This window comes from Oxalobacteraceae bacterium OTU3CINTB1 (assembly GCA_024123955.1).
Classification (GTDB): Bacteria; Pseudomonadota; Gammaproteobacteria; order Burkholderiales; family Burkholderiaceae_D; genus Rugamonas.
The window spans coordinates 4,779,008-4,798,543 of sequence record CP099652.1; the positions used below are offsets into that span (position 1 = coordinate 4,779,008).

Genomic DNA, 19,536 nt, shown 5'->3' on the forward strand with positions numbered 1-19,536 from the left:
CGATCGTCAGCCCAGCATATCGAACAAGGTGCCGGTGCCGCCGCCGGAACCGTTGATCGCGCTGCCGGCGCCGGTCTGGGCCTGGGCCGAGTACAGCGCCACCAGGGCGTTGGCCTGCGCCGTCAGCGCCTTCGTCAGCACGGCGCGCTTGCCGTTGATGCTGGCGATTTCGGTGTTCATTTGCTTGGCTTCCTTGCTGATCACGCTGGTCGAGGCGGTGAACGTCGATGCCTTGGCCGACATCAAATCGGCAATACCTTTGCCGTCGTTGGTGAACAGCTTGGCCACCGACGACGAATCGGCCGTCAACGCCGCCTGCAGCTTCTTGTCGTCGACCACCATATTGCCCTTGGCGTCCTGGCTGACACCGGCCGCGCCGAGCGCCGCGATCGACACGCTGCCGCCGCCGGTCTTCAGGAGCATGCTCATCTGGCTGACCACCTGGCCGATGGCGGTGTCGCCCTTCAGCGCGCCCTGCTGCAGCGTCTGCAACTTCTTGTTCAGGTCGTTGTAGGCGGCCACGAAGGACTTCAGGTTGACGCCGATCTGGCTCGAATCCTGTGTGATCGTCACGTCGGATTTGCCGGTGCCGGTCAACGTCAGGGTGGCACCGACGATGCCGTTATCCTTGGCCAGCGTGTTGGTCGGGCTGGTGACGTCCTTGCCGTCGACGGTCAGGATGGCGTTTTGCGCCGCCGTGGTTTGCTTGAGACCCTTTGGTCCGCCGTCAGGGTCGAACGCCAGCAGGCTTTTCAACGCGGCGTCGCCGCTCACGCTGATGCGCATGCCGTTGGCCTCGCCGCTCTGGCCGGCGATGCCCAGCGAAAACTTGCCGTCGTCGCCCTTGACCACCTTGACGTCCACGCCGGCCGCCTTGAACGCGGCGGCCATGCCCTCGAGCGTGTTGTTGCTGCTGTCGATGGTGATCGTCTTGCTGCTGGCCATGCCGTTGGTGACGAAGCCCTTGGCGCCGCCGGCGGTGCCGAAGTCGATCTTGACGGTGGTGGTGGGGCCGGCGCCGATCTTGGTGGTGGCGGAGGTGAATTCCTCGCTGGTCAGGAACTGGCCCTGCGCCAGCTGCTTGACGTCGATCGCATACGTGCCGGCCTTGGCCGCGCCGGTCGACGTCGCCGTCAAGACAGTTTTGGCCGAGCTGGCGGCGCTGGTGCTCAAGCCGCTACCGGTCAGGCCGGCGGCGAGCGTCTGGAAGTCGGCCAGCAAGCTTTGCAGCTGGCCCAGGCCGGACAGCTTGGTCTGGTCGCGCACCAGCGTTGCGTTGAGCTTGGTCGCGGCGCCGTTCTGCGCCGTCATGGTCTGCTCGACGCGTTTGTAGATGTCGCTCGAGACCGCCGTGCTGGCGGCGCTGGTCGCGGAATTGATGGAGGTCGCCATGATGTGTTCCTGCCTGGATGATTACATAGTATGCAACATGGTCAGCATAACCGATCGGGCGAACAGAACAGGATTTACCGCCCAATCTATATTGCAACAGTTTGAAACATTCAACGATTCAAAAATCCCGGCGTCGACGAACCGAGCGAGGACGCCGGCCGCTCCCACGCCATTGACGCGCCGGCAATAACCACCGGCGGCAACAAGCGTCGCGCCTGGCCCCACTCCGTCTGTTCGATGTCCGGCGACAGATCGGCCTGGCCGGCGGCGGCCAAGGGCGGCACGCCGGCCACGCTCGCGTAATCGGTCAGCAATTTGGCGGTGCGCGCCAGCGACAGGCGAGCGCTCATTGCGCGGTTGTCGGCCAAGCGGTAAAGCAAGCCCCGCAGCACGGCAGCCGCCGTCAGGTAGCCGGTGGCGTGGTCCAGCGCCTGCACTGGCAGCGGCACCGGTTTGCCAGCGGCCTGCATCCGCATGCCATGCTCGGCGATGCCCGCGCTCATTTGCACCAGGCTATCGAACCCGCGCCGGCCGGCCAGCGGACCGGTCCAGCCGTACGCGTCCAGGCAAACGTCGATCAATCGGGGGTTGAGTGCGCGGCGGAATTGCTCGCCGTAACCCAACCGCTCCAGCGCGGCCGGACGATAGCCGTGCACCAGCACATCGGCCTCGGCCAGCAAGGCCTCGAAGACGGCGCGGTCGGACGGCTGGCGCAGGTCCAGCCGCGCGCAGCGCTTGCCCGGCGTCACCTCGGGAATCACGCCGGGCTCATTCCAATCGGGCGGATCGATGCGCAGCACGTCGGCGCCATAGCCGGCCAGGAAACGGGTGGCGACCGGACCGGCGAGCACACGCGTCAGGTCCAGCACTTTCAATCCGGCCAGCGGACGCAAGGGCGTGGCGGCGCCGGGCCAGCCATGCACGGCGGCGACACCGTCGAGCGGCCGCGTTTCGAACGCAACCAGCGACTCGGCGGCGACGGCGACGCCCTGCGGATGCGCCGCCCATTCCGCCGCCGAGCGCATCAACGCCGCGCAACCGCCGTTGCCGACCACCGCCGCTTCCAGTTCTTCGCCGCGCCAGCCCTCCACCGCGCGCGTCACGGCGTCGCGATCGACCGCGCAGCCCAGCACCGCAAGCGCCGCGTCGCGGTGGTGGATGGCATTGGTGTGCAGGCGTATCCAGCCGTCGGCGGTGGCGTAGTCGCCGGCCACCGCGTCCCACAGCGGCGGACGCTCCCAGCCGATCGGATGGATCGACCAGCCGAACCAAAGTGAAGCCAGCCGGCGGTCCACCTGCACCGGCGCCGCGTCGCCACCGAGCGCGCCGATCACCTCGCGCAGCGCCAGCGCCGCCGCGCCGACCGACGCCGCCGCCAGATCGGTGACGGCGTACCAGGACGGCAGCGCGCCCTCGCCCTCAAAGCGCAGCGCCTCCGGCGCGTTGTCCGGCAGCGCCAGCGCCGACGCCGCCGCTTGCAGCATGTGCCGAGAAATCGCAAACATATGAGCAGACATGAAAGCTCCATAACTTGATATGCTGGCAAGCTTGAACCCGTACGCATCACGCGTCAATCTTGACTTGAACCGTCAACATAGGAAGCGACCATGGTCTGGATGACCGCAACCGAAGCCCTGAACATCCTGAACGTGCGCCCGCAAACGCTGTACGCCAACGTCAGCCGCGGCAAAATCCGCGCCAAGGCCGACGAAGCCGACCCGCGCCGCAGCCTGTACCACCGCGATGACATTCTGCGCATGGCAAGGCGGGCCAACGGCCGCCGCAAGATCGACGCAGTCTCGGCGCAAGCCATGCAGTGGGGCGATCCGGTGCTGCCATCATCGATCTCGACGGCGGCGGCCGACGGCAAGCTGCTCTATCGGGGACAGGACGCCGCCATGCTGGCCAACTCGGCGACACTGGAAGATATCGCCGTTTTACTGTGGCAATGCGCGCCATCGACCATTCATTCCGCCCGGCCCGCCAATGCCGCGACAATGGCTGCGCGCCGAGCCTCTGCCAACGCGACGGCCGAACCCGGCGCCCTCGCCATCGGCCTGCTCACCCTGGCCACGCTTGCCGGCAACGCCCCACCCTCGCTGGCACGATCGCCGGAAGATCTGCATGCCGACGCGGCCGCCATCCTGTCCACGCTCACCGCCGCCATCACCGGCCCGCTACCGGACAGCACTGCCGGCCTGACCATCAGCGCCCGCCTGGCCCACGCCTGGCACTGCCCGCAACGAGAAGACCCGATCCGCCGCGCGCTCGTGCTGATGGCCGACCACGAGCTCAACGCGTCCACCTTCGCCACCCGCGTCGCAGTCTCGACCGGCGCCTCGCTGGCGGCCGGCGTGCTGGCCGGCTTCGCCACGCTCAGCGGTCCGTTGCACGGCGGCGCCCCGGCGCAGTTCGCCCGGCTGCTCGCCCTCGCGACACAGGCCGGCGCCCACGACGCCATCGCGCAATGGCTGGCAAGCGGACGGCCACTGCCCGGCTTCGGCCACCAGCTCTATCCCGAAGGCGACCCGCGCGCCCGGGCCATGCTGAATATGCTGCCGGAATTGCAACGCTACGCGGATCTGGCCGCCGAGGCCGAGGCGCAGGCGGGCGAGCTGCCCACGGTCGACTTCGCGCTGCCGGCGCTGGCGGCGGCATGCGGCCTGCCGGACGAGGCGCCGTTTGTCTTGTTTGCGTTGGGAAGATGTGTCGGCTGGCTTGCTCATGCGTTGGAGCAGGCGCAAGCAAACCGGCCGATCAGGCCGCGCGCCCGGTACGTCGGAGCGGGCCTGTCGGAGGAACCAAGTCGAACGACTTAGCGGATGAACTTGCTCACGACGCTGGTGGTGGCGGCGTCCGGATTGACGAACTGGTAGCCGATCTTGAAATGGTCGCCGCTGAAGATGCAATACGTGACCTTGGCGCGGGAGCTGACGAGCTGGCCCTTGCCGTCCAGGAAAAGCTCAAACGTCACCTGCCCCATGTGCCCGACCGCCAGTTTGTGGTCGAACGTGAGCGACAAACCGGTGGCGCACAAGTCGATGGTACGTCCCTGCTGAGGCGGCATACCATCCATCACCACGACTGCTTTGGCGCGTACGATCTTGCGCGCGACTGACCGTTGATCGACTAACAATTTTTCCATCCTTTAGTTACATAATGTTACGTGTTAAGCACTATTGCTGATTCCAACACATAACAATACATCCTTATTGGATTTCGCGCAGCTTATTGAAGGCATCATCGATGCGATCGACGGCAATAATCGTCATGCCCTCGATCGGTTGCTTGGGCGCGTTGGAGGTCGGGATCATCGCCATCGAGAAACCCAGCTTGGCCGCCTCGCGCAGACGCTCCTGGCCGCGCGGCGCCGGACGGATCTCGCCCGCCAGGCCGACCTCGCCGAACACCACGAAGCCGCGCGGCAAGGGCTTGTTGCGCATCGACGAATTAATTGCCAGCAGCACCGCCAGGTCGGCTGCCGGCTCGGTGATCTTGACGCCGCCGACGGCGTTGATGAACACGTCCTGGTCAAAGGCGGCGATGCCGGCGTGGCGATGCAAGACCGCCAACAACATCGCCAGCCGGTTCTGCTCCAGGCCGACAGACAAACGGCGCGCGTTGGGCAGGTGGCTGGCATCGACCAGCGCCTGGATCTCCACCAGCAGCGGCCGCGTGCCCTCCTGCGTCACCATCACGCAGGAACCGGGCACCTGATTGTCATGCTGGGACAGGAACAGCGCCGACGGGTTCGACACGCCCTTGAGCCCCTTCTCCGTCATGGCGAACACGCCCAGCTCGTTGACGGCGCCAAAGCGGTTCTTGATCGCCCGCACCAGACGGAAGCTCGAATGGTTGTCGCCTTCGAAATACAGCACGGTATCGACGATATGCTCGAGCACGCGCGGACCGGCCAGCGCGCCCTCCTTCGTCACATGGCCCACCAGAATGATGGTGATGCCGGTCTGCTTGGCCACGCGGGTCAGCTGCGCCGCGCATTCGCGTACCTGCGCCACTGAACCAGGCGCCGAACTCAGCGCGTCGGAATAAACGGTCTGGATCGAGTCGATGACCGCCACGTCCGGCTTCAGGTCGGCCAGCGTGCCGAGGATTTTTTCCAGCTGGATCTCCGCCTGGAGTTTCAGATCGCGGGCGTCGACCTGCAAGCGCTTGGCGCGCAGCGCGATCTGGGCGCCGGATTCCTCGCCGCTGACATATAAAACCTTCTTTAAATGCGACAGATTGGCCAGCGCCTGCAGCAGCAAGGTCGATTTGCCGATGCCGGGATCGCCGCCGATCAGCACGACGCCGCCGGCCACCAGGCCCCCGCCGAGCACGCGGTCGAACTCCTCGATGCCGGTGCCGAAGCGCGGCACGTCGATGGCGTCGATGTCGGACAGTGACAGCACCGGCGCGGTCTGCGCGAGCGCCATGTGCTGTGGCTGCGAATACCGGTTATTGCCGCCGGTTTCGATCAGCGTTTCCACCATCGTGTTCCACTGCTGGCACGAGGAACATTGCCCGGTCCACTTGGTGGAGGTGGCGCCGCACTCGGTGCAGGTGTAATTGGTTTTCGCCTTGGCCATCCGCTCAGTCCTCGACCACGGCAACACGCTGCCCCAGCGCACACATCAGCTCATAGCCGATGGTGCCGGCCGCGTTGGCGACCTCGTCGATCGGCATCCCCTTGCCCCACAACGTCACCTTGCTGCCGATTTTTACGTCGGGCAAATCGGTCAGGTCGACCGTCAGCAAGTCCATCGACACGCGTCCGACCAGGCGGGTGCGCACGCCGTCGACCAGCACCGGCGTATCGACCGGCGCGTGGCGCGGATAGCCGTCGGCATAGCCGCACGCGACCACGCCGACGCGCATCGCCCCCTCGGCCTGGAAGCGGCTGCCGTAGCCGACCACGTCGCCGGCGGCGATCTGCTGCACGCCGATGATCTCGCTCGTCAGCGTCATGGCCGGCAGCAGGCCGTATTCCTCGGCCGACTTGCCGCCCGGCGTGCCGCCGTACAGCATGATGCCGGGACGCACCCAGTCGTTGCGCAGAATATCGACCAGCTCGTCCGAGCGCAGCACGCCGGCCGAATTCGACAGGCTGCGCATGCCCGGCAGACCCGCTGCCGCCGCCTCGAAACGGCGGATCTGCTCGCCGATCGGCAACAGCAGATGCTTGGCGTCGTCGGCGTTGGCGAAGTGGGTCATCAGGGTGATGCTGCCGGCGCAGGAAATGGCCACCAGGCGCGCATGGGCGGCGGCGAACGCATCGGGCATGAAACCGAGCCGGTTCATGCCGCTATTCATTTTCAGATGCAGATTGAGCTTGATGCCGCGGGCGGTCAACGCCTCCTGGGCCGCCTCCAGCCACGCGAGCTGCTCGTTGCAATGAACAGCCGCCTCCAGGTTGTAGCCGGCCATGGTGTTCAGGTCGTCGGGACCGAAGAAACCCTCTAGTAATAGAATCGGTTTCTTCCAGCCCATCTCGCGCAGCCGCACGGCATTGTCGACCTCGACCAGCGCCAGGCCGTCGGCGTCGGCGAAGCCGCGCATCGCGCGCTCCAGCCCGTGCCCGTAGCCATTGGCCTTGAGCACGCCCCACACCTTGGCGCCGGGCGAGCCGGCCTTGGCGCGCGCCAAATTATGCTGCAGTGATGCAATGTGGATGGTCGCGACAATTGGCCTTGGCATAGTGCTATCTTTATTATAAATACGGGAGCCGTATTTTACCGTGTGCCCGCAGTTAGCGCGTGGAGTAGCACTGCTCAATTCTTGGGGGTTCCGATCAAAGCGTGGTATAAAGCAAGCCAATACAAGCTTTCAGGCATCCCAGAATGAATCGTGGTTTCTATACCATCATGGCAGCGCAATTCTTTTCGTCGCTGGCGGATAATGCGTTGCTCTTTGTTGCGATTGACCTGCTGATCAATATGAACTCGCCGGGGTGGATCACGCCCCTGTTGAAGCTTTCATTTACGCTCTTTTACGTACTGTTGGCCGCATTTGTCGGCGCCTTCGCCGATTCGATGCCAAAAGGCAAAGTCATGTTCATCTCTAACCTGATCAAGGTTGGCGGTTGCATGCTGATTTTCGCCAATGTCCACCCCTTGCTCGCGTACGCCATCGTCGGCTTCGGCGCCGCTGTCTATTCGCCGGCCAAATACGGCATCCTGACCGAACTGCTGCCGGCCGAGAAACTCGTCGCCGCCAACGGCTGGGTGGAAGGTTTGACCGTCATGTCGATCATCTTCGGCACCGTCATGGGCGGCGCGCTGGTCGGCGACCGGGTTTCGTCCTACCTGCTCGGCTTCGACATGCCGATGATCGACACCGGCATCACCACGCCGACCCAATCGGCGCTGTGCGTGGTGGTCGGCATCTATGTCATCGCCGCGATATTCAATACCCGCATCCCCGACACCGGTTGCCGCTATGGCCACCAGGAACGCAACCCGATCAAACTGGTTACCGATTTCGCCAACTGCTACAACCTGCTGTGGAAAGACAAGCTGGGCCAGATCTCGCTGGCCGTCACCACCTTGTTCTGGGGCGCCGCGCAGACCTTGCAGTTCATTGTGCTGGAGTGGGCCAACCGCACGCTCAAGCTGACCTACGAGCAATCGACCAGTCTGGTGGGCGTGGTCGCGATCGGCGTTGCGGCGGGCGCCGTCATCTCGGCCCGCTCGATCACCCTGCGCAAGTCTTTGACGGTGATCCCGGTCGGCATCGCAATGGGTGTTATCGTCATGGGCATGACCCTGGTCAATTCGGTAATGCTGGCGTATCCGCTGCTGGTGCTGGTCGGCTTGTTGGGCGGCTTCTTCCTGGTGCCGATGAACGCGCTGCTGCAGCACCGCGGCCATGTGCTGATGAGCGCCGGCCACTCGATCGCCGTGCAGAACTTCAATGAGAATCTGTCGATCCTGGTGATGCTGGCGGCCTACTCGCTGATGCTGCGCGGCCACCTGAACCTGAACATCATCATTCTGATCTTCGGCCTGTTCCTGGCCGGCACCATGTTCTTCATCATGCGCAGGCACCACGCCAACCAGCGCGAGTTCGATTCGGTCAGCCTGATCGGCGAAGCCAAACATTAATAGTTTGAATTACGCCGGCAGGATGCCATCCTGCCGGCGTTGGGCGGCCTGCGCCTGCCAATCGTCGGGCACGACAAATCCGCGCCGCTCCTCCACCAGCCAACCGCCCTCTTCCCGCATCACCGCCACCATCACCGGCGCGCTGACCTTGGCCATTTGCTCGTCGAGCGCGGCCAGCAATCCGTTCCGATCCAGCGCGCCGTCGGCCGCCTTCAACGGCGCCAGCCACAGCAGGCGATGCATGATGATGAAACGCTCCCCCGGCAAGCTTTGCGCCTGCGCCATCGACATCCAGAAACCGTTGCAGTGGGGTTGGGAGATTCCGGCCATGCCGCGCCCGGCCTCGTCGCCGGGATAGAACAGCCAGCCTTTGACCAGCGCCAGCGCCCGCGCCACCGGTTGCGGCAACAGCGGCTGCGCGGCCGGATGCCGCGCCAGCGATAGCTGCTTGTCAAAAATCTTGCGCATCTTCGCGCCCAGCGTATCGGCCAGATTGGGGCCGACCAAGCCGTTGAAGCCTTCGCCGGCGCTGTTGGCGTCGAGCAGGTAGAACTTGGTGGCGAATTCCAGGTGGACCAGGTCGTCGCCGTCGCGCAGCAGGAAATCGAACTCGCCGACGGTGTCGTTGCGGTTGGCGCGCACCTGCAAGCCATGCGCGACCAGCTTGCCGTGCTCGGCGAAGTAGAACGCCATCAGCTTTTCCGCGTACAAACCCAGGCGGGAGTAATGCCGGGCGCCAAGCGCCGCATCCAGCGGGATCGGGTCCTGCTCCAGCGCGGCCAGCCAATCGGCGGTGTCCTGCGTCATCGCGCCCACGCTGGCGATGCGGCCCTGCCAGTGCGGCGAAGCGGGATCGAGCAAGTCGGGCGCGTCCAGCAGCCAGGCCAGAGCGCGCACGTGGGGACGGGTCAGGTGCCCCCAACGCCGCTCGAACCGCGCCTGATAGCTCTCGGGCGCGGTGTCGGACGGCGTGGGCGGCTGCCTAGTCACGGGCCGCCTTCGCCAGACACAAATCGCCCCAGGCCTTGGCCTTGTCTTCCGGGCGGCGCAGCAGGTCGTCCGGATGGTAGGTCGCCACCACCGGCAGCTCGGCGGCGCCGTAGCGCATCACCTTGCCGCGCGCGGCCGGACCCATCATCAGGCCCTTGGCGGCGTGCTGGCCGAACGTCATCGCCATGCTCGCGCCGGTCAGTTGCAGCTCGCGGTGCAGGTAGGGACGACAGGCGGTCAGCTCGTCGATGGTCGGCGGGCGGTCGGCGCCGTCCTCGGCGGCCGGGCGACATTTGACCAGATTGGTCACATACACGTCCGTATCGGGCTTGAGCGCGATGGCTTTGAGCATGTTGTCGAGCAGTTGGCCGGCCTCGCCCGCGACGGGCTGGTTGTCTTTCTCATCCAGGCGCGACGGGCCGGCGGCCAACGCGATCCAGGAGGCATCGGTCGCGCCACGGCCGTTGACGGCGTTGCGGCGCGTCGCGCACAGCTGGCAGCGGGTGCAGGTGGCCACGGCGGTGCGCAATTGCGCCCAGTCCATCGCGGCGATCGCCTCGTCGCTGACCGGCGCGGCGCGGGTTGGCACCGGCGCCTCGTCGAACCAGGCGGTCGAGTCGTCGCTGGACATGTCGTCGCGCTGGGCGGAGGGGGCCGCAACCGGAGCAGCGCGCGGAGCGCTGGCAGGAGAAGCTTCCGACATCGGCGCGCGGGCTGGCACCGGAGCCGGCTGCTCGTGGACCGGTTGCACGCGGACAGGCTGTTCGTTGACTGGCTGTGCGCGAACCGGTTGTTCGACCACCGGAGGTTCCATCACCGCCTGCATCACCGCCCGCGTGAACGCGGACTGCTCAGCCTCGGCATCCACTGACGGCTCGTCGGCCGCCTCGGCGGCATCGACCGGCGCCGGGGCGGTCGGACGGTTGCGCAAAGACCAATGCGCGCCGACGCCCATCTCCTCAAGGAAAATCGCGCTGCGGGCAGCTGTCTGACTCATATTCCGAACCGCATAACGATGGCGTCCTCGCGTTGCTGGTCGGCCGCCGGGTAATATCCCTTGCGCCGTCCGATCTGTTTAAATCCATAGCGCTCGTAAATCTTCAAAGCGCGCTCGTTCGATGGCCGCACCTCCAGCAGCACCGACGTCATGCCCAGCCCGCGCGCGCAGGCCACCGCCTGGTTCAGCAGCAAGCGTCCCAGACCCTGCCCCTGGCGCTCGGCCGACACCGCCACGTTCAGCAAATGCGCCTCGTCGACAATCGCCATCAGCAGGAAGTAGCCCAGCAACACGCCGGCCTGGTCGCGCAAGACCCACGCCTCGTAATTGCTGCTCAGCGAATCGGCGAAATTGCCCATGCTCCAGGGATGTGGATAGACACTCTCCTCCAGCGCCAGCACCTCGGCCAGATCGGTCTTCTGCATCGGCTCGTAATTCAAGCGCGCCAGATCCCACAGCGGCTTCATGCCACGCCTTCCGCCGCCTTGGCGAGCGCCATATCGCGGCGCTCGGCCTGGGTGTAGGCGATCTTGTTACGCAGATACAGCGGTTGCGCCTCGGCCGCCGTCACCGTCTTGCCGGCGGCGAAAGCAATGCTCGCCAATTGCGCGATTTGCTCCGCGTGCGGCATCACCTCGGCGTGGCCGCCGGCGGGGAACGCTTCGGCATAGGCCGACAAGCCGTTGCCGCAAGCGGCCGGGGCGCCCTGCGGGATCACTCCATCGGGCGCCGACAAGGCCGGCGGCAGCACGGCGGCCGGCTCGGCGATATTGGCCGCATCGGCCTCGAACCGGTATTGCGCCCAATACACTTCGCCCATGCGCGCGTCCAGCACGGCCAGCACGTCGGCGGCGCCGTGGCGCTGGCGGCAGGCGAGCGCCATCGCGTCGAGCGTCACGACCGGCACCACCGGCAGGCTGGCGCCGAAAGCGAGCCCCTGGGCGATGCCGCAGGCGGTGCGCACGCCGGTGAACGAGCCGGGACCGGAGCCGAAGGCGATCGCGTCGCAATCCTTCAGCGCGATGCCGGCTTCGGCCAGCAGTTCCTGGATCATCGGCAAGATAGATTGGGAATGGGTACGCACGCCGGACGACACGCGGCTGATCACGGTTTCGCCCCGCAGCAGCGCGCAGGAGGCCAGTTCGGACGAGGTTTCAATGGCAAGAATAATAGGCATCCCGTATTTTAACCCGGCCCGGTGGCAGGCGCGACCCCGCGCGGGCATGTAGAATGTCTCCTTTGGGCGCTGAGAACGCTGTCATTCGACGATCCTATGCATAGTTTGACCTTAAATTCCGCCAATCGCCAACAAGTCGCCGCCGCCCTGTCCGGCGACCGCTGGATCGTCGCGTGCCTGTGCGCGGCGTGGTGCGGCACGTGCGAATCCTACCGCGACACGTTCGAGGAACTGGCCGCGCGCCATCCGGACAAGTTCTTCGTCTGGATCGACATCGAGGACCACGCGGATGTGGTGGGCGACTTGGACGTCGAGAACTTCCCGACGCTGTTGATTCAGCATCACGAATTGGTCACTTTCTTCGGCACCATGCTGCCGGACGGCGGGCTGGCGCACCGGCTGGTGCTGTCGCAGACCCAGCAGAGCGACGAGGAACTGAAGGCGCTGGCGCTCAACAGCGAAGAGCGGGCGCGCTGGCAGAATGATTGTAATTTAAGGACGTTGATGCGGAATGCGTTGGGGTAGCGCCTTGGTCGCGAAGGTTCAATGGTTGCTTTTTCCCAGAGCATACTTTCAAACCTCGCGCTTCATAACACTTGTGTTAAAAGGGGCTATTCGGTTCGGTTGCGTGTCCAAGCGGTTGCGATTTCGTTCACATTTCCTAAGTTAAATTGATAACTGCTTTAGGAACGAATTTCTCGTACCATGGTTTCAGATAAGGAGCATGAGTTTGCAGCATTCGAAGAATTGAGTCGTGCTGCTTTTCAGGTTTAGTTTCTCGTTGGATTTTTTTGATTCGTTCGTTGAGCTTGTAGTGATCTAGCCATGCCTGCACGTCCGCCAACTTCAGACACTCGTACACAGCCACATCCATCGCCCGGACCTCTTGAATAGTCATTGCTATTAGCGTTGTTGCTTCCTTCAAAGTTGGGCGGTTGATCTGGAAGTCCGCAAACAGCCGGTCAACATCTAATCCTGCGTAGGCAATACGGATACGTTCCTCGCGAGTTCGCACTAGCTGCTTTTCTTGATGCGTCAGCTCTGCATTAGAGTCGGTGTGCACGTGTCGGTTACGCCAATGGATTAGCAGCATCACGCAGCAGGTTCTGAAACGGGTATCAGACTCTGACGGTTCTGCCAGCGGCTCTGCCAGCAGATCTATTGGTACACGCATGACTGTTGCTAGCTCGGAGAATTTTTCTGCCGCAGTAGGCTTTGGCTTTCTCAAGTTCCATTCCGTCGTTAGTTCCTTAAATCGCGGCAGATTCGTAATGGCTCGTATATATTGGGCCAGCGCTTCGACCGTTACGACCATTGCTCCATGTAGCGCTGCCTTGCGGGCCTTGCGAGCTGCAACCATTGGATCCTTTGGGCCCCAGCTTACATTCAGTCCTTCAGGTTTCTCATGGTCCTGACCGATTGCCGCCAATCCTACTGCGATAGTGTTTAAGTCGGCCACACAGTTTCCTACGACTTGCAAGAAGTCTGCTAAAGCTTTCGTCCCTAAGGCGACCGCAGGTTTTGTCGTTTCTTGCGCGACCTGCGCGCTATCGATCGCGGCCGCTTGTGCGTTACTCTTTTCTGACATTGTATTTTGATCGCCTGTTAGGTGTGACAACGCTGGGAGTCGAACCCATAATTCCCGCTTTCAAGATGGTTGGCCTTTAATCGGCGGGCGTGATGCCGCTTTCACCACGTTGTCGTTCTCACTATATCGCATATTCTGATGAGAACCAAGTTCTGGCCATTGGACAGCCGGGTTGGGCCGGCTATTGGAGTCACGAAACCAATTCTGAAGTCGTCAAGACCGGTACAAATAAAAGACCAAAGTACCCGCCCTCACAGACAATCGCCAAGCCGCTCCCTAAGCACCCTGTACTGCGCATCCAGCATCAGCTGGTTCGGATCATGTCCCGCGCGCGGCACCAGGACGAACTCCTTGCGCGGCGCCTCGATGAAGTCGAAGTAGCGCTTGCTCGGCTCCGGCATCGTCAGGAGATCCTCCTGGCCCTGCAACATGTAGAAGGGCACGCCGAATTTCGGTCCCAGCTTGTAAAGGTCGATCTTCGAGGCGATTCCGTCGCCCTTCATGCCGACGTATTGCAGCCAGGAGTAGTCCTCGCCCGCCGTGTAGTCGGCCTCCGCCTTGGCGGTCGTGTACTCCGGCGAGAAAACCCACCACGCTTTTAGCGCCGGCTCGGTGCGCAGCGCTTCCTGCTTGCGCATCACGCGGCGCAGGATGCCGAGGTTGCGGGGATTGGTCCATGGCGGCGGACCCAGCGCTTCCAGCTCGGCCACCGAGTCGGCGTCGCTGGCAGCGCGCGCCAGCGCCAGCGTAGCTTGGTAGCTGGCGCGCTCGCCGGACCGATTCACCAACTGTCCGGTGCTGACGTAGGCACAGAACACCTCTGGATTGGACTTGGCCATGTACGTCCCGATCACCGAGCCCCACGATCCTCCCATCAGGATCACCTTTTGCTTGCCGAAGCGCTTGGCCGCATACCGCGCGACCTCGACGCCATCGTCGCGCAGACGCTCCGGCACCAGCGGCTCGTCGTCCGTCACGGGATTGCGGCCGAAGGTCATGCCGGCGCCACGCTGGTCCCATTGGACCACGGTGTAGTCTTTTTCCCAGGCTTTGAAGAGGTTGTCGGCGAAAGGGGTGTTAGGGTTGCCGGGACCGCCGTGGACGACCACGATGACGGGCTTGGCGCAACTGGCGCCCTTGACCCGCACCCATTGCTCGATGCCGCCAATGCGAACAAAACCTTTTTCATCGACGGCTTTGTCGGCTGCTGTGCAGACGTTGTCAGGAAAAAGGCCGCTGGTAGCGGCCGCGTGTCCAGTCGTCTGGCCCAGAACGAGCAAGAGTAAGGCCGTTAGCAGCGTCGAACGAGCTGGCATCAATTCTCCATTTGATCGAGCAACGACCATGCCGGCAAGCCGTGCTTGCGCCGGCCATAGGCGTAGTAGAGCGAGATACTCACGCCGAAGCATAGCCCTGCCACAGCGGAGATACACAGCGCGGCGATCAAGGCGACGCCTTGCCGCGACCACACCGTCAGCCACATGACGACACCCCAGGCGCCGCCGAACCAAAGGGAAGCGAACAGGGTGGTCTTCCAAAACGGGACAAAGTGCGGTGGCGGAATCTTGAAGCCAAGCTTCCACAAGGCCCGCAACATCGGCGGCTCGTAGTTGCTGGGCCACATAGCGGTTGCTTTCAACAGTTCCAGCGCTTTCGCGCGGCGGGATTCAAAGCTCATTTAGAAAGCAATCTTGTTCAGATGAAAAACTATACCCGATCAGATCGCCCCCAATATACGCACTTTGTAACAACTACCGATTGCAGACACCTACTCCTCTGCGCTCTGGCGCTCTAGCCATGCCTCGAACAGCGCGCGGTTCTCCGGCTGCGTGAGCGGGTACAGCCCGGTGATGCAGGCGCCGCCGCGCACCCGCTCCAGCACGAAGTCCTCGTACCGCTCCATCGGCACGGCGTCGCGCGCAATCTCCTCCGCCAGATGCGACGGGATGCACACCACGCCGTCGTCGTCGCCGACCATGATGTCGCCAGGGTAGACCGCCACCCCACCACAGCCGATGGGGGCGTTCAGGTCGAGCGCGTGGTGCCGGATCAGGTTGGTCGGCGCCGACGGCCCCGAGCACCAGGCCGGAATCTCCAGTTTTGCGATGCCGGTGGCGTCGCGCAGGCCGCCGTCGGCGACGATGCCGGCCACGCCGCGCACCTGCATGCGCGTGGCCAGAATGCTGCCGGCCGCCGCCACCGAGACGTCGCCCCGGCAATCCATCACCAGCACCGCACCGGCCGGGATCTCCTCGACCGCCACCCGCTGCGGATGGCGCGGGTCGAGAAAGGCGTCGAGTCCATCGAGATCCTCGCGCGCCGGAATGTAGCGCAAGGTAAACGCCGGACCGGCCAGGCGCTGCCCCGGCTTCAACGGCCGCGCGCCCTGGATGAACACGTTACGGAATCCGCGCTTGTACAGCAGCGTCGTGATGGTGGAGGTGGCGATGGTTTTCAACGTCGCCAGCGTTTGTGGGGAGACAGTGGTGGTCATGGCTGCACTCCCTGGCGTTCGAAGATGGTTTGGCTGAAGCGGATATGGCTGCTGTCGATGTGATTCTGGCGGTAGTATTCGTCCCATTTTTCCGGGCTGCTGGTGTGCTCGCCGGTGACCGGGTCGCGCGCCTGCAGATAGTCACCGAACTTGAAGTAGATCTTGCGCGTGTCGGGCCTGATGCGTGTGAGCGGGGTCTTCAGGGTGCCGCTGTTGGCCGTGCGGGCGATGACTTGCGTCTCGCCGGCATTGAGCACGATATCGAGGTCGAAGCTCTCGCCCGAGCGCACCGTGCCCAGCGCGGTCGTCGCCTCCTTGCCGTCGACGCCGAGAATGCGCACCAGGATGTCGAACACGCCGTTGCCGCTCTTGCCATCGAGTCCCTGCTTGTCGGCGGTGTCCTGCACGTAGACCTTCAGTATCGTGTCCAGTCCCTCCACGTGGTACTGCGCGACGATGGTCTTGGCGACGTTCGGCAAAGTGGCCGTGATGCGGGCCGCGAAGTGTTCGCGCGTGTCGGCTAAACTCAGGCGCTCGCGATCGGTGACCTTCAATTCGTTGCGATAGCCATGGCCGTTGGGCGAGGCGTATTTCGACTTGAGGGCGCTGAAGTTCAGCGTGCCGGCATACGGCGCAGCATAAGGCGAATTGCCCTCGAGCGCGAACAGCCGTTGCAACGCGGCTTGCGGCGTGAACCCTTGCGCGCCGGCCGGCGACAGCGCGGCTGCGAGCAAGGCTACTGCGGTGTATCGGATGGCGGCGATCATTTCAACATCTCCTTGAGCATAGGTTGCATGGCGTCGGCCCACAATTGGTAACCGGCAGGTCCGGGGTGCAGCTGGTCGGGCATGATGGCCGACGGAATGCGGCCGTCCTTGTCCGTAAAGACGGAATTAATATTCAGGAAGCGGATCGTCTTGCCATCGTCCAGCGCGGCCAGATCACGGTTGACGGCGTCGATGGTTTGCATCCGCTTGGCCGCCTCGGCAACGCTCTTTTCAGTCACCGGCGAGCCGTCGCGCTCGCGCGGGCCGCGCGGGAAGATACCCAGCACCAGTATCTTCGTTTCTGGCAGCTTGGCGCGTATCATGCCGATGATCTTGCGGTCGGCGGAGGCGATTTCCTCGGCCGTGTAATCGAGGCTGTTATTGGTACCGATCATCAACACGGTGACCTTGGGCGACGAGCCATCGAGCTCGCCGTGCTCGATGCGCCAGATGACGTGCTGCGTGCGATCGCCGCCGATGCCGAAGTTAGCCGGTTGAAAAGCGCCGTAATACTTGTCCCAGATTTCCGGCGCAATGCGCCAGCGCTCGGTGATGGAGTCGCCCAGGAACAGCAGACCGACCGGCCCGCTTTTGCCGCGCGCGAGGATGGCTTCGTGCTTCTTGAGGAACACGCCATTGTCCTGTTTCTCAACGGCTTCCGAGGCGCTGCCCTTGGCGCCGGCGGCGTGCGCGCCGACCTGCCCTACCGTCAACAGTGCGGCCAGCAGCAATCTGATGTAAATCGATTTTTTCATGCGTGTCTCCGGGTTAGTGTTTCGGCTGTACGCGGACCACGGGACCGCCCAGCCAGATCGAGAGGAAAACCAGCGGCAGCAGCATCGCGCCAAGGATGAAGAACGGGGTGTAGTCGCCGCCGGTGGTCAACACCGGCACCAGCTGCATGCAGATGATCACGCCCAGCACCGCCGAGGTTCCGCTCAGGCCGGCCAGGGAGCCGACCGTTTTGCCCGAGAAAAAATCGCTCGGCAAGGTCTGGATGTTGGTGATGGCGGCCTGGAAGCCGAACAGGATCACGCCGATCGACAGCACCGCCAGCAGCGGCGTCTCGGCGGCGGCGCTGAACAGCAACGCCGGCAGCATAATCACCAGCCCCAGGCCGATGACGAACTTGCGCGCGCGGTTGACGCTCCAGCCGCGCGTCAGCAGGTGGCCGCAGAACCAGCCGCCGGACAAGGCGCCGACCGCCGCGCCCACATACGGCACCCAGGCGAACATGCCGATTTCCTTGACGTCGAAGTGGAAACGCTCGTTCAGGTACAGCGGCAGCCAGCTGACGAACAGCCACCACACCGGGTCGATGAAAAAGCGCGCGGCGATCACGCTCCAGCTCTGGCGATGGCGCAGCAGCTGGCGCAGGGTCGGCACATAGTCGTCCTGCGCGGCCGCTGTGCCGGGGCGCTGGCCGGTGAGGATGTACTCGCGCTCCTCGGCGCTGACCCACGGATGCGTGCCGGGACCGGACTTGTAGACGATCAGCCACGGTACGATCCACAGGAAGCCCAGTGAACCGATCAGCAGAAAGGTGGTTTTCCAGCCTACATAAGCGTACAGGAAGGCCACCAGCGGCGGCGCGATGACCGATCCCAGCGAGGCGCCGGCGCCGAAGATGCCCTGCCCCAGCGCGCGTTCGCGCACCGGAAACCATTCGGCGATGGCCTTGGTGGCGCCGGGCCAGTTGCCCGCCTCGCCCACTCCCAGCAGCACGCGGAACAGGCCGAACGACATCGCCGAGCGGGCCACGAAGTGCAGCGCGATCGCGCCGGACCATACGAGGATCGACAGCAGGAAACCGATCCGGGTGCCCAGCGCGTCGAACAGTTTACCGAACAGCGACTGGCCGATGGCGTAGCCGATCAGGAACACCGTGACGATGTTGGCGTAGTCGCGCTTGTCCATGCCCAGCTCGGACGCGATGCCGGGCCACATCACCGCCAGCGCCGAGCGGTCGATGTAGTTGATGATGGTGGCGATGGCGACCAGGGTAATGACCAGCCAACGCAAACCTTTGATTGTTGTCATGCGATTGTCTCCATTATTTTTTATGTCAGCGCCTGTCAGGCTGCCGCGAGTTGGACGCGCGTCGGCAAGCCTTCACAGTCGCCGCGAAACTGCACCACCCGGGCGCCGATGGCGTTGCCGCGGGCGGCCGCCTGGTGCAGCGGCAAACCGTCGAGCAGTGCGCTGATGACGCCGACCGCGAAGCCGTCGCCTGCGCCGACCGTATCGACCACCGTGCGCACCGGGCAGCCGGGAACGGTGTCGGCGCGCCCGTTCGCGTCGGCGGCGTAGGCGCCCTCCGGCCCGAGCTTGACCACCACCTGCCGTGCGCCCCGTTCCAGGTAGTAGGCGGCGATTTCGACGGCGTCCTGCCGACCCGTGAGCAGGCGGCCCTCGGCCAGGCCCGGCATCACCACGTCGGCCTGGCTGGCGAGCGCGTTGACCGTGGCGATCATCTCCGCCTGCGAGCGCCACAGGCGCGGCCGCAGGTTGGGATCGAAGCAGACCAGGCGCCCGTCGGCCCTCGCCTGCCTTGCCATGGCCAGCACCAGCTCGCGGCAGCCGGCCGACAGCGCCGGCGATATCCCGGTAAGGTGCAGCACGCGAGCCTGCTGGAAGTCGTCGCCCTGCTCCGGCATGTCCAAAGTCGACAGGCGGCTGGCGGCCGACCCGCGCCGGAAGTACTCGACCTGCGGATCGGCGCCGTCCTCCGCCATCTGCTTGAGCATGAAGCCGGTCGGGCTGTCTTCATCCATGCGCAGGTGGCGCAGATCCAGCCCCTCGGCCTCCATGAACGCGCGCAAGTGGCGTCCCAGGCTGTCCCGCCCAAGCCGGCTCAGATACCCCACCTTGAAGCCCAGCCGGCTCAGCCCCACCGCCACATTCAACTCGGCGCCGGCGGTGGCGCGTTCGAACTCCCGCACCGCCTCCAGCGGGCCGGGCTCGCGGGCGATCATCAGAGCCATCGCCTCTCCCACCGTTACGACATCAGGGATTCCCATGCGTGAGCCTC

The 19,536-nt window shown here is 64.3% G+C and carries 20 protein-coding genes and 1 tRNA gene; 3 read left to right on the forward strand and 18 right to left on the reverse strand.

The genetic code is table 11. The features are described 5' to 3' along the window. Positions 1-6 precede the first annotated feature (6 nt). On the reverse strand, positions 7-1,392 hold the full coding sequence (fliD, locus tag NHH73_20610; GenBank protein USX24996.1) for a flagellar filament capping protein FliD: 1,386 nt from the start codon (positions 1,390-1,392) through the stop codon (positions 7-9). 110 nt (positions 1,393-1,502) lie between these two features. Next, positions 1,503-2,876: a CoA transferase gene (locus tag NHH73_20615; GenBank protein USX29666.1), complete on the reverse strand. Its 1,374-nt coding sequence runs from the start codon at positions 2,874-2,876 to the stop codon at positions 1,503-1,505. A 132-nt stretch (positions 2,877-3,008) separates the two neighbouring features. On the opposite strand from NHH73_20615, the gene NHH73_20620 reads away from it, so the two are divergent. Beyond that, positions 3,009-4,211, forward strand: coding sequence for a citrate synthase (locus tag NHH73_20620; protein USX24997.1), 1,203 nt, complete (start codon positions 3,009-3,011; stop codon positions 4,209-4,211). On the opposite strand, the gene NHH73_20625 is transcribed toward NHH73_20620, so the two are convergent. The 3 genes from NHH73_20625 to alr form a co-directional block, all read right to left on the reverse strand. Further along, positions 4,208-4,528, reverse strand: coding sequence for a PilZ domain-containing protein (locus NHH73_20625; protein ID USX24998.1), 321 nt, complete (start codon positions 4,526-4,528; stop codon positions 4,208-4,210). The two genes, NHH73_20620 and NHH73_20625, sit on opposite strands and share 4 nt — an antisense overlap. A gap of 73 nt (positions 4,529-4,601) precedes the next feature. After that, positions 4,602-5,978: a DNA repair protein RadA gene (radA, locus tag NHH73_20630; GenBank protein USX24999.1), complete on the reverse strand. Its 1,377-nt coding sequence runs from the start codon at positions 5,976-5,978 to the stop codon at positions 4,602-4,604. A gap of 4 nt (positions 5,979-5,982) precedes the next feature. Continuing rightward, a complete protein-coding gene (alr, locus tag NHH73_20635) occupies positions 5,983-7,086 on the reverse strand; it encodes an alanine racemase (GenBank protein USX25000.1) in 1,104 nt (367 codons plus the stop codon). Between the two features lie 143 nt (positions 7,087-7,229). Here alr and lplT point away from each other — a divergent pair, with 143 nt between their 5' ends. Then, positions 7,230-8,492 carry a lysophospholipid transporter LplT gene (gene lplT, locus NHH73_20640; protein USX25001.1) on the forward strand — a complete coding sequence of 421 codons (1,263 nt, stop codon included), beginning with the start codon at positions 7,230-7,232 and terminating at the stop codon, positions 8,490-8,492. Between the two features lie 9 nt (positions 8,493-8,501). Here the strand turns inward: lplT and NHH73_20645 are convergent, their stop codons facing one another. From NHH73_20645 to tsaB, 4 genes are read right to left on the reverse strand one after another with little or no spacing between them, the layout of a single operon-like run. Continuing rightward, complete coding sequence (locus tag NHH73_20645; GenBank protein ID USX25002.1) at positions 8,502-9,482, reverse strand: DUF1853 family protein; 981 nt, start codon at positions 9,480-9,482, stop codon at positions 8,502-8,504. Then, on the reverse strand, positions 9,475-10,479 hold the full coding sequence (locus tag NHH73_20650; GenBank protein USX25003.1) for a uracil-DNA glycosylase: 1,005 nt from the start codon (positions 10,477-10,479) through the stop codon (positions 9,475-9,477). The genes NHH73_20645 and NHH73_20650 overlap by 8 nt, the downstream gene beginning before the upstream one ends. Next, on the reverse strand, positions 10,476-10,946 hold the full coding sequence (gene rimI, locus NHH73_20655) for a ribosomal protein S18-alanine N-acetyltransferase (protein ID USX25004.1): 471 nt from the start codon (positions 10,944-10,946) through the stop codon (positions 10,476-10,478). The genes NHH73_20650 and rimI overlap by 4 nt, the downstream gene beginning before the upstream one ends. Next, positions 10,943-11,656, reverse strand: a complete 714-nt coding sequence (tsaB, locus tag NHH73_20660; GenBank protein ID USX25005.1) for a tRNA (adenosine(37)-N6)-threonylcarbamoyltransferase complex dimerization subunit type 1 TsaB — start codon at positions 11,654-11,656, stop codon at positions 10,943-10,945. Before tsaB ends, rimI begins: the two co-directional genes overlap by 4 nt. Positions 11,657-11,752: 96 nt before the next feature. Here tsaB and NHH73_20665 point away from each other — a divergent pair, with 96 nt between their 5' ends. Beyond that, positions 11,753-12,181 carry a thioredoxin family protein gene (locus NHH73_20665; GenBank protein ID USX25006.1) on the forward strand — a complete coding sequence of 143 codons (429 nt, stop codon included), beginning with the start codon at positions 11,753-11,755 and terminating at the stop codon, positions 12,179-12,181. 136 nt (positions 12,182-12,317) lie between these two features. On the opposite strand, the gene NHH73_20670 is transcribed toward NHH73_20665, so the two are convergent. From NHH73_20670 to NHH73_20710, 9 genes are all read right to left on the reverse strand, one after another. Beyond that, complete coding sequence (locus NHH73_20670) at positions 12,318-13,244, reverse strand: hypothetical protein (GenBank protein USX25007.1); 927 nt, start codon at positions 13,242-13,244, stop codon at positions 12,318-12,320. A gap of 24 nt (positions 13,245-13,268) precedes the next feature. Beyond that, positions 13,269-13,358, reverse strand: a tRNA-OTHER gene (locus NHH73_20675). A gap of 137 nt (positions 13,359-13,495) precedes the next feature. Next, positions 13,496-14,560, reverse strand: coding sequence for an alpha/beta hydrolase (locus NHH73_20680; protein USX25008.1), 1,065 nt, complete (start codon positions 14,558-14,560; stop codon positions 13,496-13,498). Further along, positions 14,560-14,922, reverse strand: coding sequence for a DUF6404 family protein (locus NHH73_20685; GenBank protein USX25009.1), 363 nt, complete (start codon positions 14,920-14,922; stop codon positions 14,560-14,562). The genes NHH73_20680 and NHH73_20685 overlap by 1 nt, the downstream gene beginning before the upstream one ends. Positions 14,923-15,012: 90 nt before the next feature. Next, a complete protein-coding gene (locus NHH73_20690; protein USX25010.1) occupies positions 15,013-15,738 on the reverse strand; it encodes a ribonuclease activity regulator RraA in 726 nt (241 codons plus the stop codon). Beyond that, complete coding sequence (locus NHH73_20695) at positions 15,735-16,505, reverse strand: polysaccharide lyase family 7 protein (GenBank protein USX25011.1); 771 nt, start codon at positions 16,503-16,505, stop codon at positions 15,735-15,737. Before NHH73_20695 ends, NHH73_20690 begins: the two co-directional genes overlap by 4 nt. Continuing rightward, positions 16,502-17,260, reverse strand: coding sequence for a GDSL-type esterase/lipase family protein (locus NHH73_20700; GenBank protein USX25012.1), 759 nt, complete (start codon positions 17,258-17,260; stop codon positions 16,502-16,504). Before NHH73_20700 ends, NHH73_20695 begins: the two co-directional genes overlap by 4 nt. A gap of 13 nt (positions 17,261-17,273) precedes the next feature. Next, complete coding sequence (locus tag NHH73_20705) at positions 17,274-18,545, reverse strand: MFS transporter (protein USX25013.1); 1,272 nt, start codon at positions 18,543-18,545, stop codon at positions 17,274-17,276. Positions 18,546-18,580: 35 nt separating this feature from the next. Beyond that, entirely contained in the window at positions 18,581-19,525 is a 945-nt protein-coding gene (locus tag NHH73_20710; protein USX25014.1) for a sugar kinase, read from the reverse strand. Positions 19,526-19,536: the final 11 nt, after the last annotated feature.

Bases quoted from the DNA above. Each gene is read 5' to 3' on its own strand.
- tsaB (USX25005.1), bottom strand. From the start codon at position 11,656: ATGCCTATTATTCTTGCCATTGAAACCTCGTCCGAACTGGCCTCCTGC.
- radA (USX24999.1), bottom strand. From the start codon at position 5,978: ATGGCCAAGGCGAAAACCAATTACACCTGCACCGAGTGCGGCGCCACC.
- NHH73_20650 (USX25003.1), bottom strand. From the start codon at position 10,479: ATGAGTCAGACAGCTGCCCGCAGCGCGATTTTCCTTGAGGAGATGGGC.
- NHH73_20615 (USX29666.1), bottom strand. From the start codon at position 2,876: ATGCTGCAAGCGGCGGCGTCGGCGCTGGCGCTGCCGGACAACGCGCCG.
- NHH73_20670 (USX25007.1), bottom strand. From the start codon at position 13,244: ATGTCAGAAAAGAGTAACGCACAAGCGGCCGCGATCGATAGCGCGCAG.
- NHH73_20700 (USX25012.1), bottom strand. From the start codon at position 17,260: ATGAAAAAATCGATTTACATCAGATTGCTGCTGGCCGCACTGTTGACG.
- NHH73_20665 (USX25006.1), top strand. From the start codon at position 11,753: ATGCATAGTTTGACCTTAAATTCCGCCAATCGCCAACAAGTCGCCGCC.
- alr (USX25000.1), bottom strand. From the start codon at position 7,086: ATGCCAAGGCCAATTGTCGCGACCATCCACATTGCATCACTGCAGCAT.
- fliD (USX24996.1), bottom strand. From the start codon at position 1,392: ATGGCGACCTCCATCAATTCCGCGACCAGCGCCGCCAGCACGGCGGTC.
- NHH73_20620 (USX24997.1), top strand. From the start codon at position 3,009: ATGACCGCAACCGAAGCCCTGAACATCCTGAACGTGCGCCCGCAAACG.
- lplT (USX25001.1), top strand. From the start codon at position 7,230: ATGAATCGTGGTTTCTATACCATCATGGCAGCGCAATTCTTTTCGTCG.
- NHH73_20695 (USX25011.1), bottom strand. From the start codon at position 16,505: ATGATCGCCGCCATCCGATACACCGCAGTAGCCTTGCTCGCAGCCGCG.
- NHH73_20680 (USX25008.1), bottom strand. From the start codon at position 14,560: ATGCCAGCTCGTTCGACGCTGCTAACGGCCTTACTCTTGCTCGTTCTG.
- NHH73_20685 (USX25009.1), bottom strand. From the start codon at position 14,922: ATGAGCTTTGAATCCCGCCGCGCGAAAGCGCTGGAACTGTTGAAAGCA.
- rimI (USX25004.1), bottom strand. From the start codon at position 10,946: ATGAAGCCGCTGTGGGATCTGGCGCGCTTGAATTACGAGCCGATGCAG.
- NHH73_20690 (USX25010.1), bottom strand. From the start codon at position 15,738: ATGACCACCACTGTCTCCCCACAAACGCTGGCGACGTTGAAAACCATC.
- NHH73_20705 (USX25013.1), bottom strand. From the start codon at position 18,545: ATGACAACAATCAAAGGTTTGCGTTGGCTGGTCATTACCCTGGTCGCC.
- NHH73_20710 (USX25014.1), bottom strand. From the start codon at position 19,525: ATGGGAATCCCTGATGTCGTAACGGTGGGAGAGGCGATGGCTCTGATG.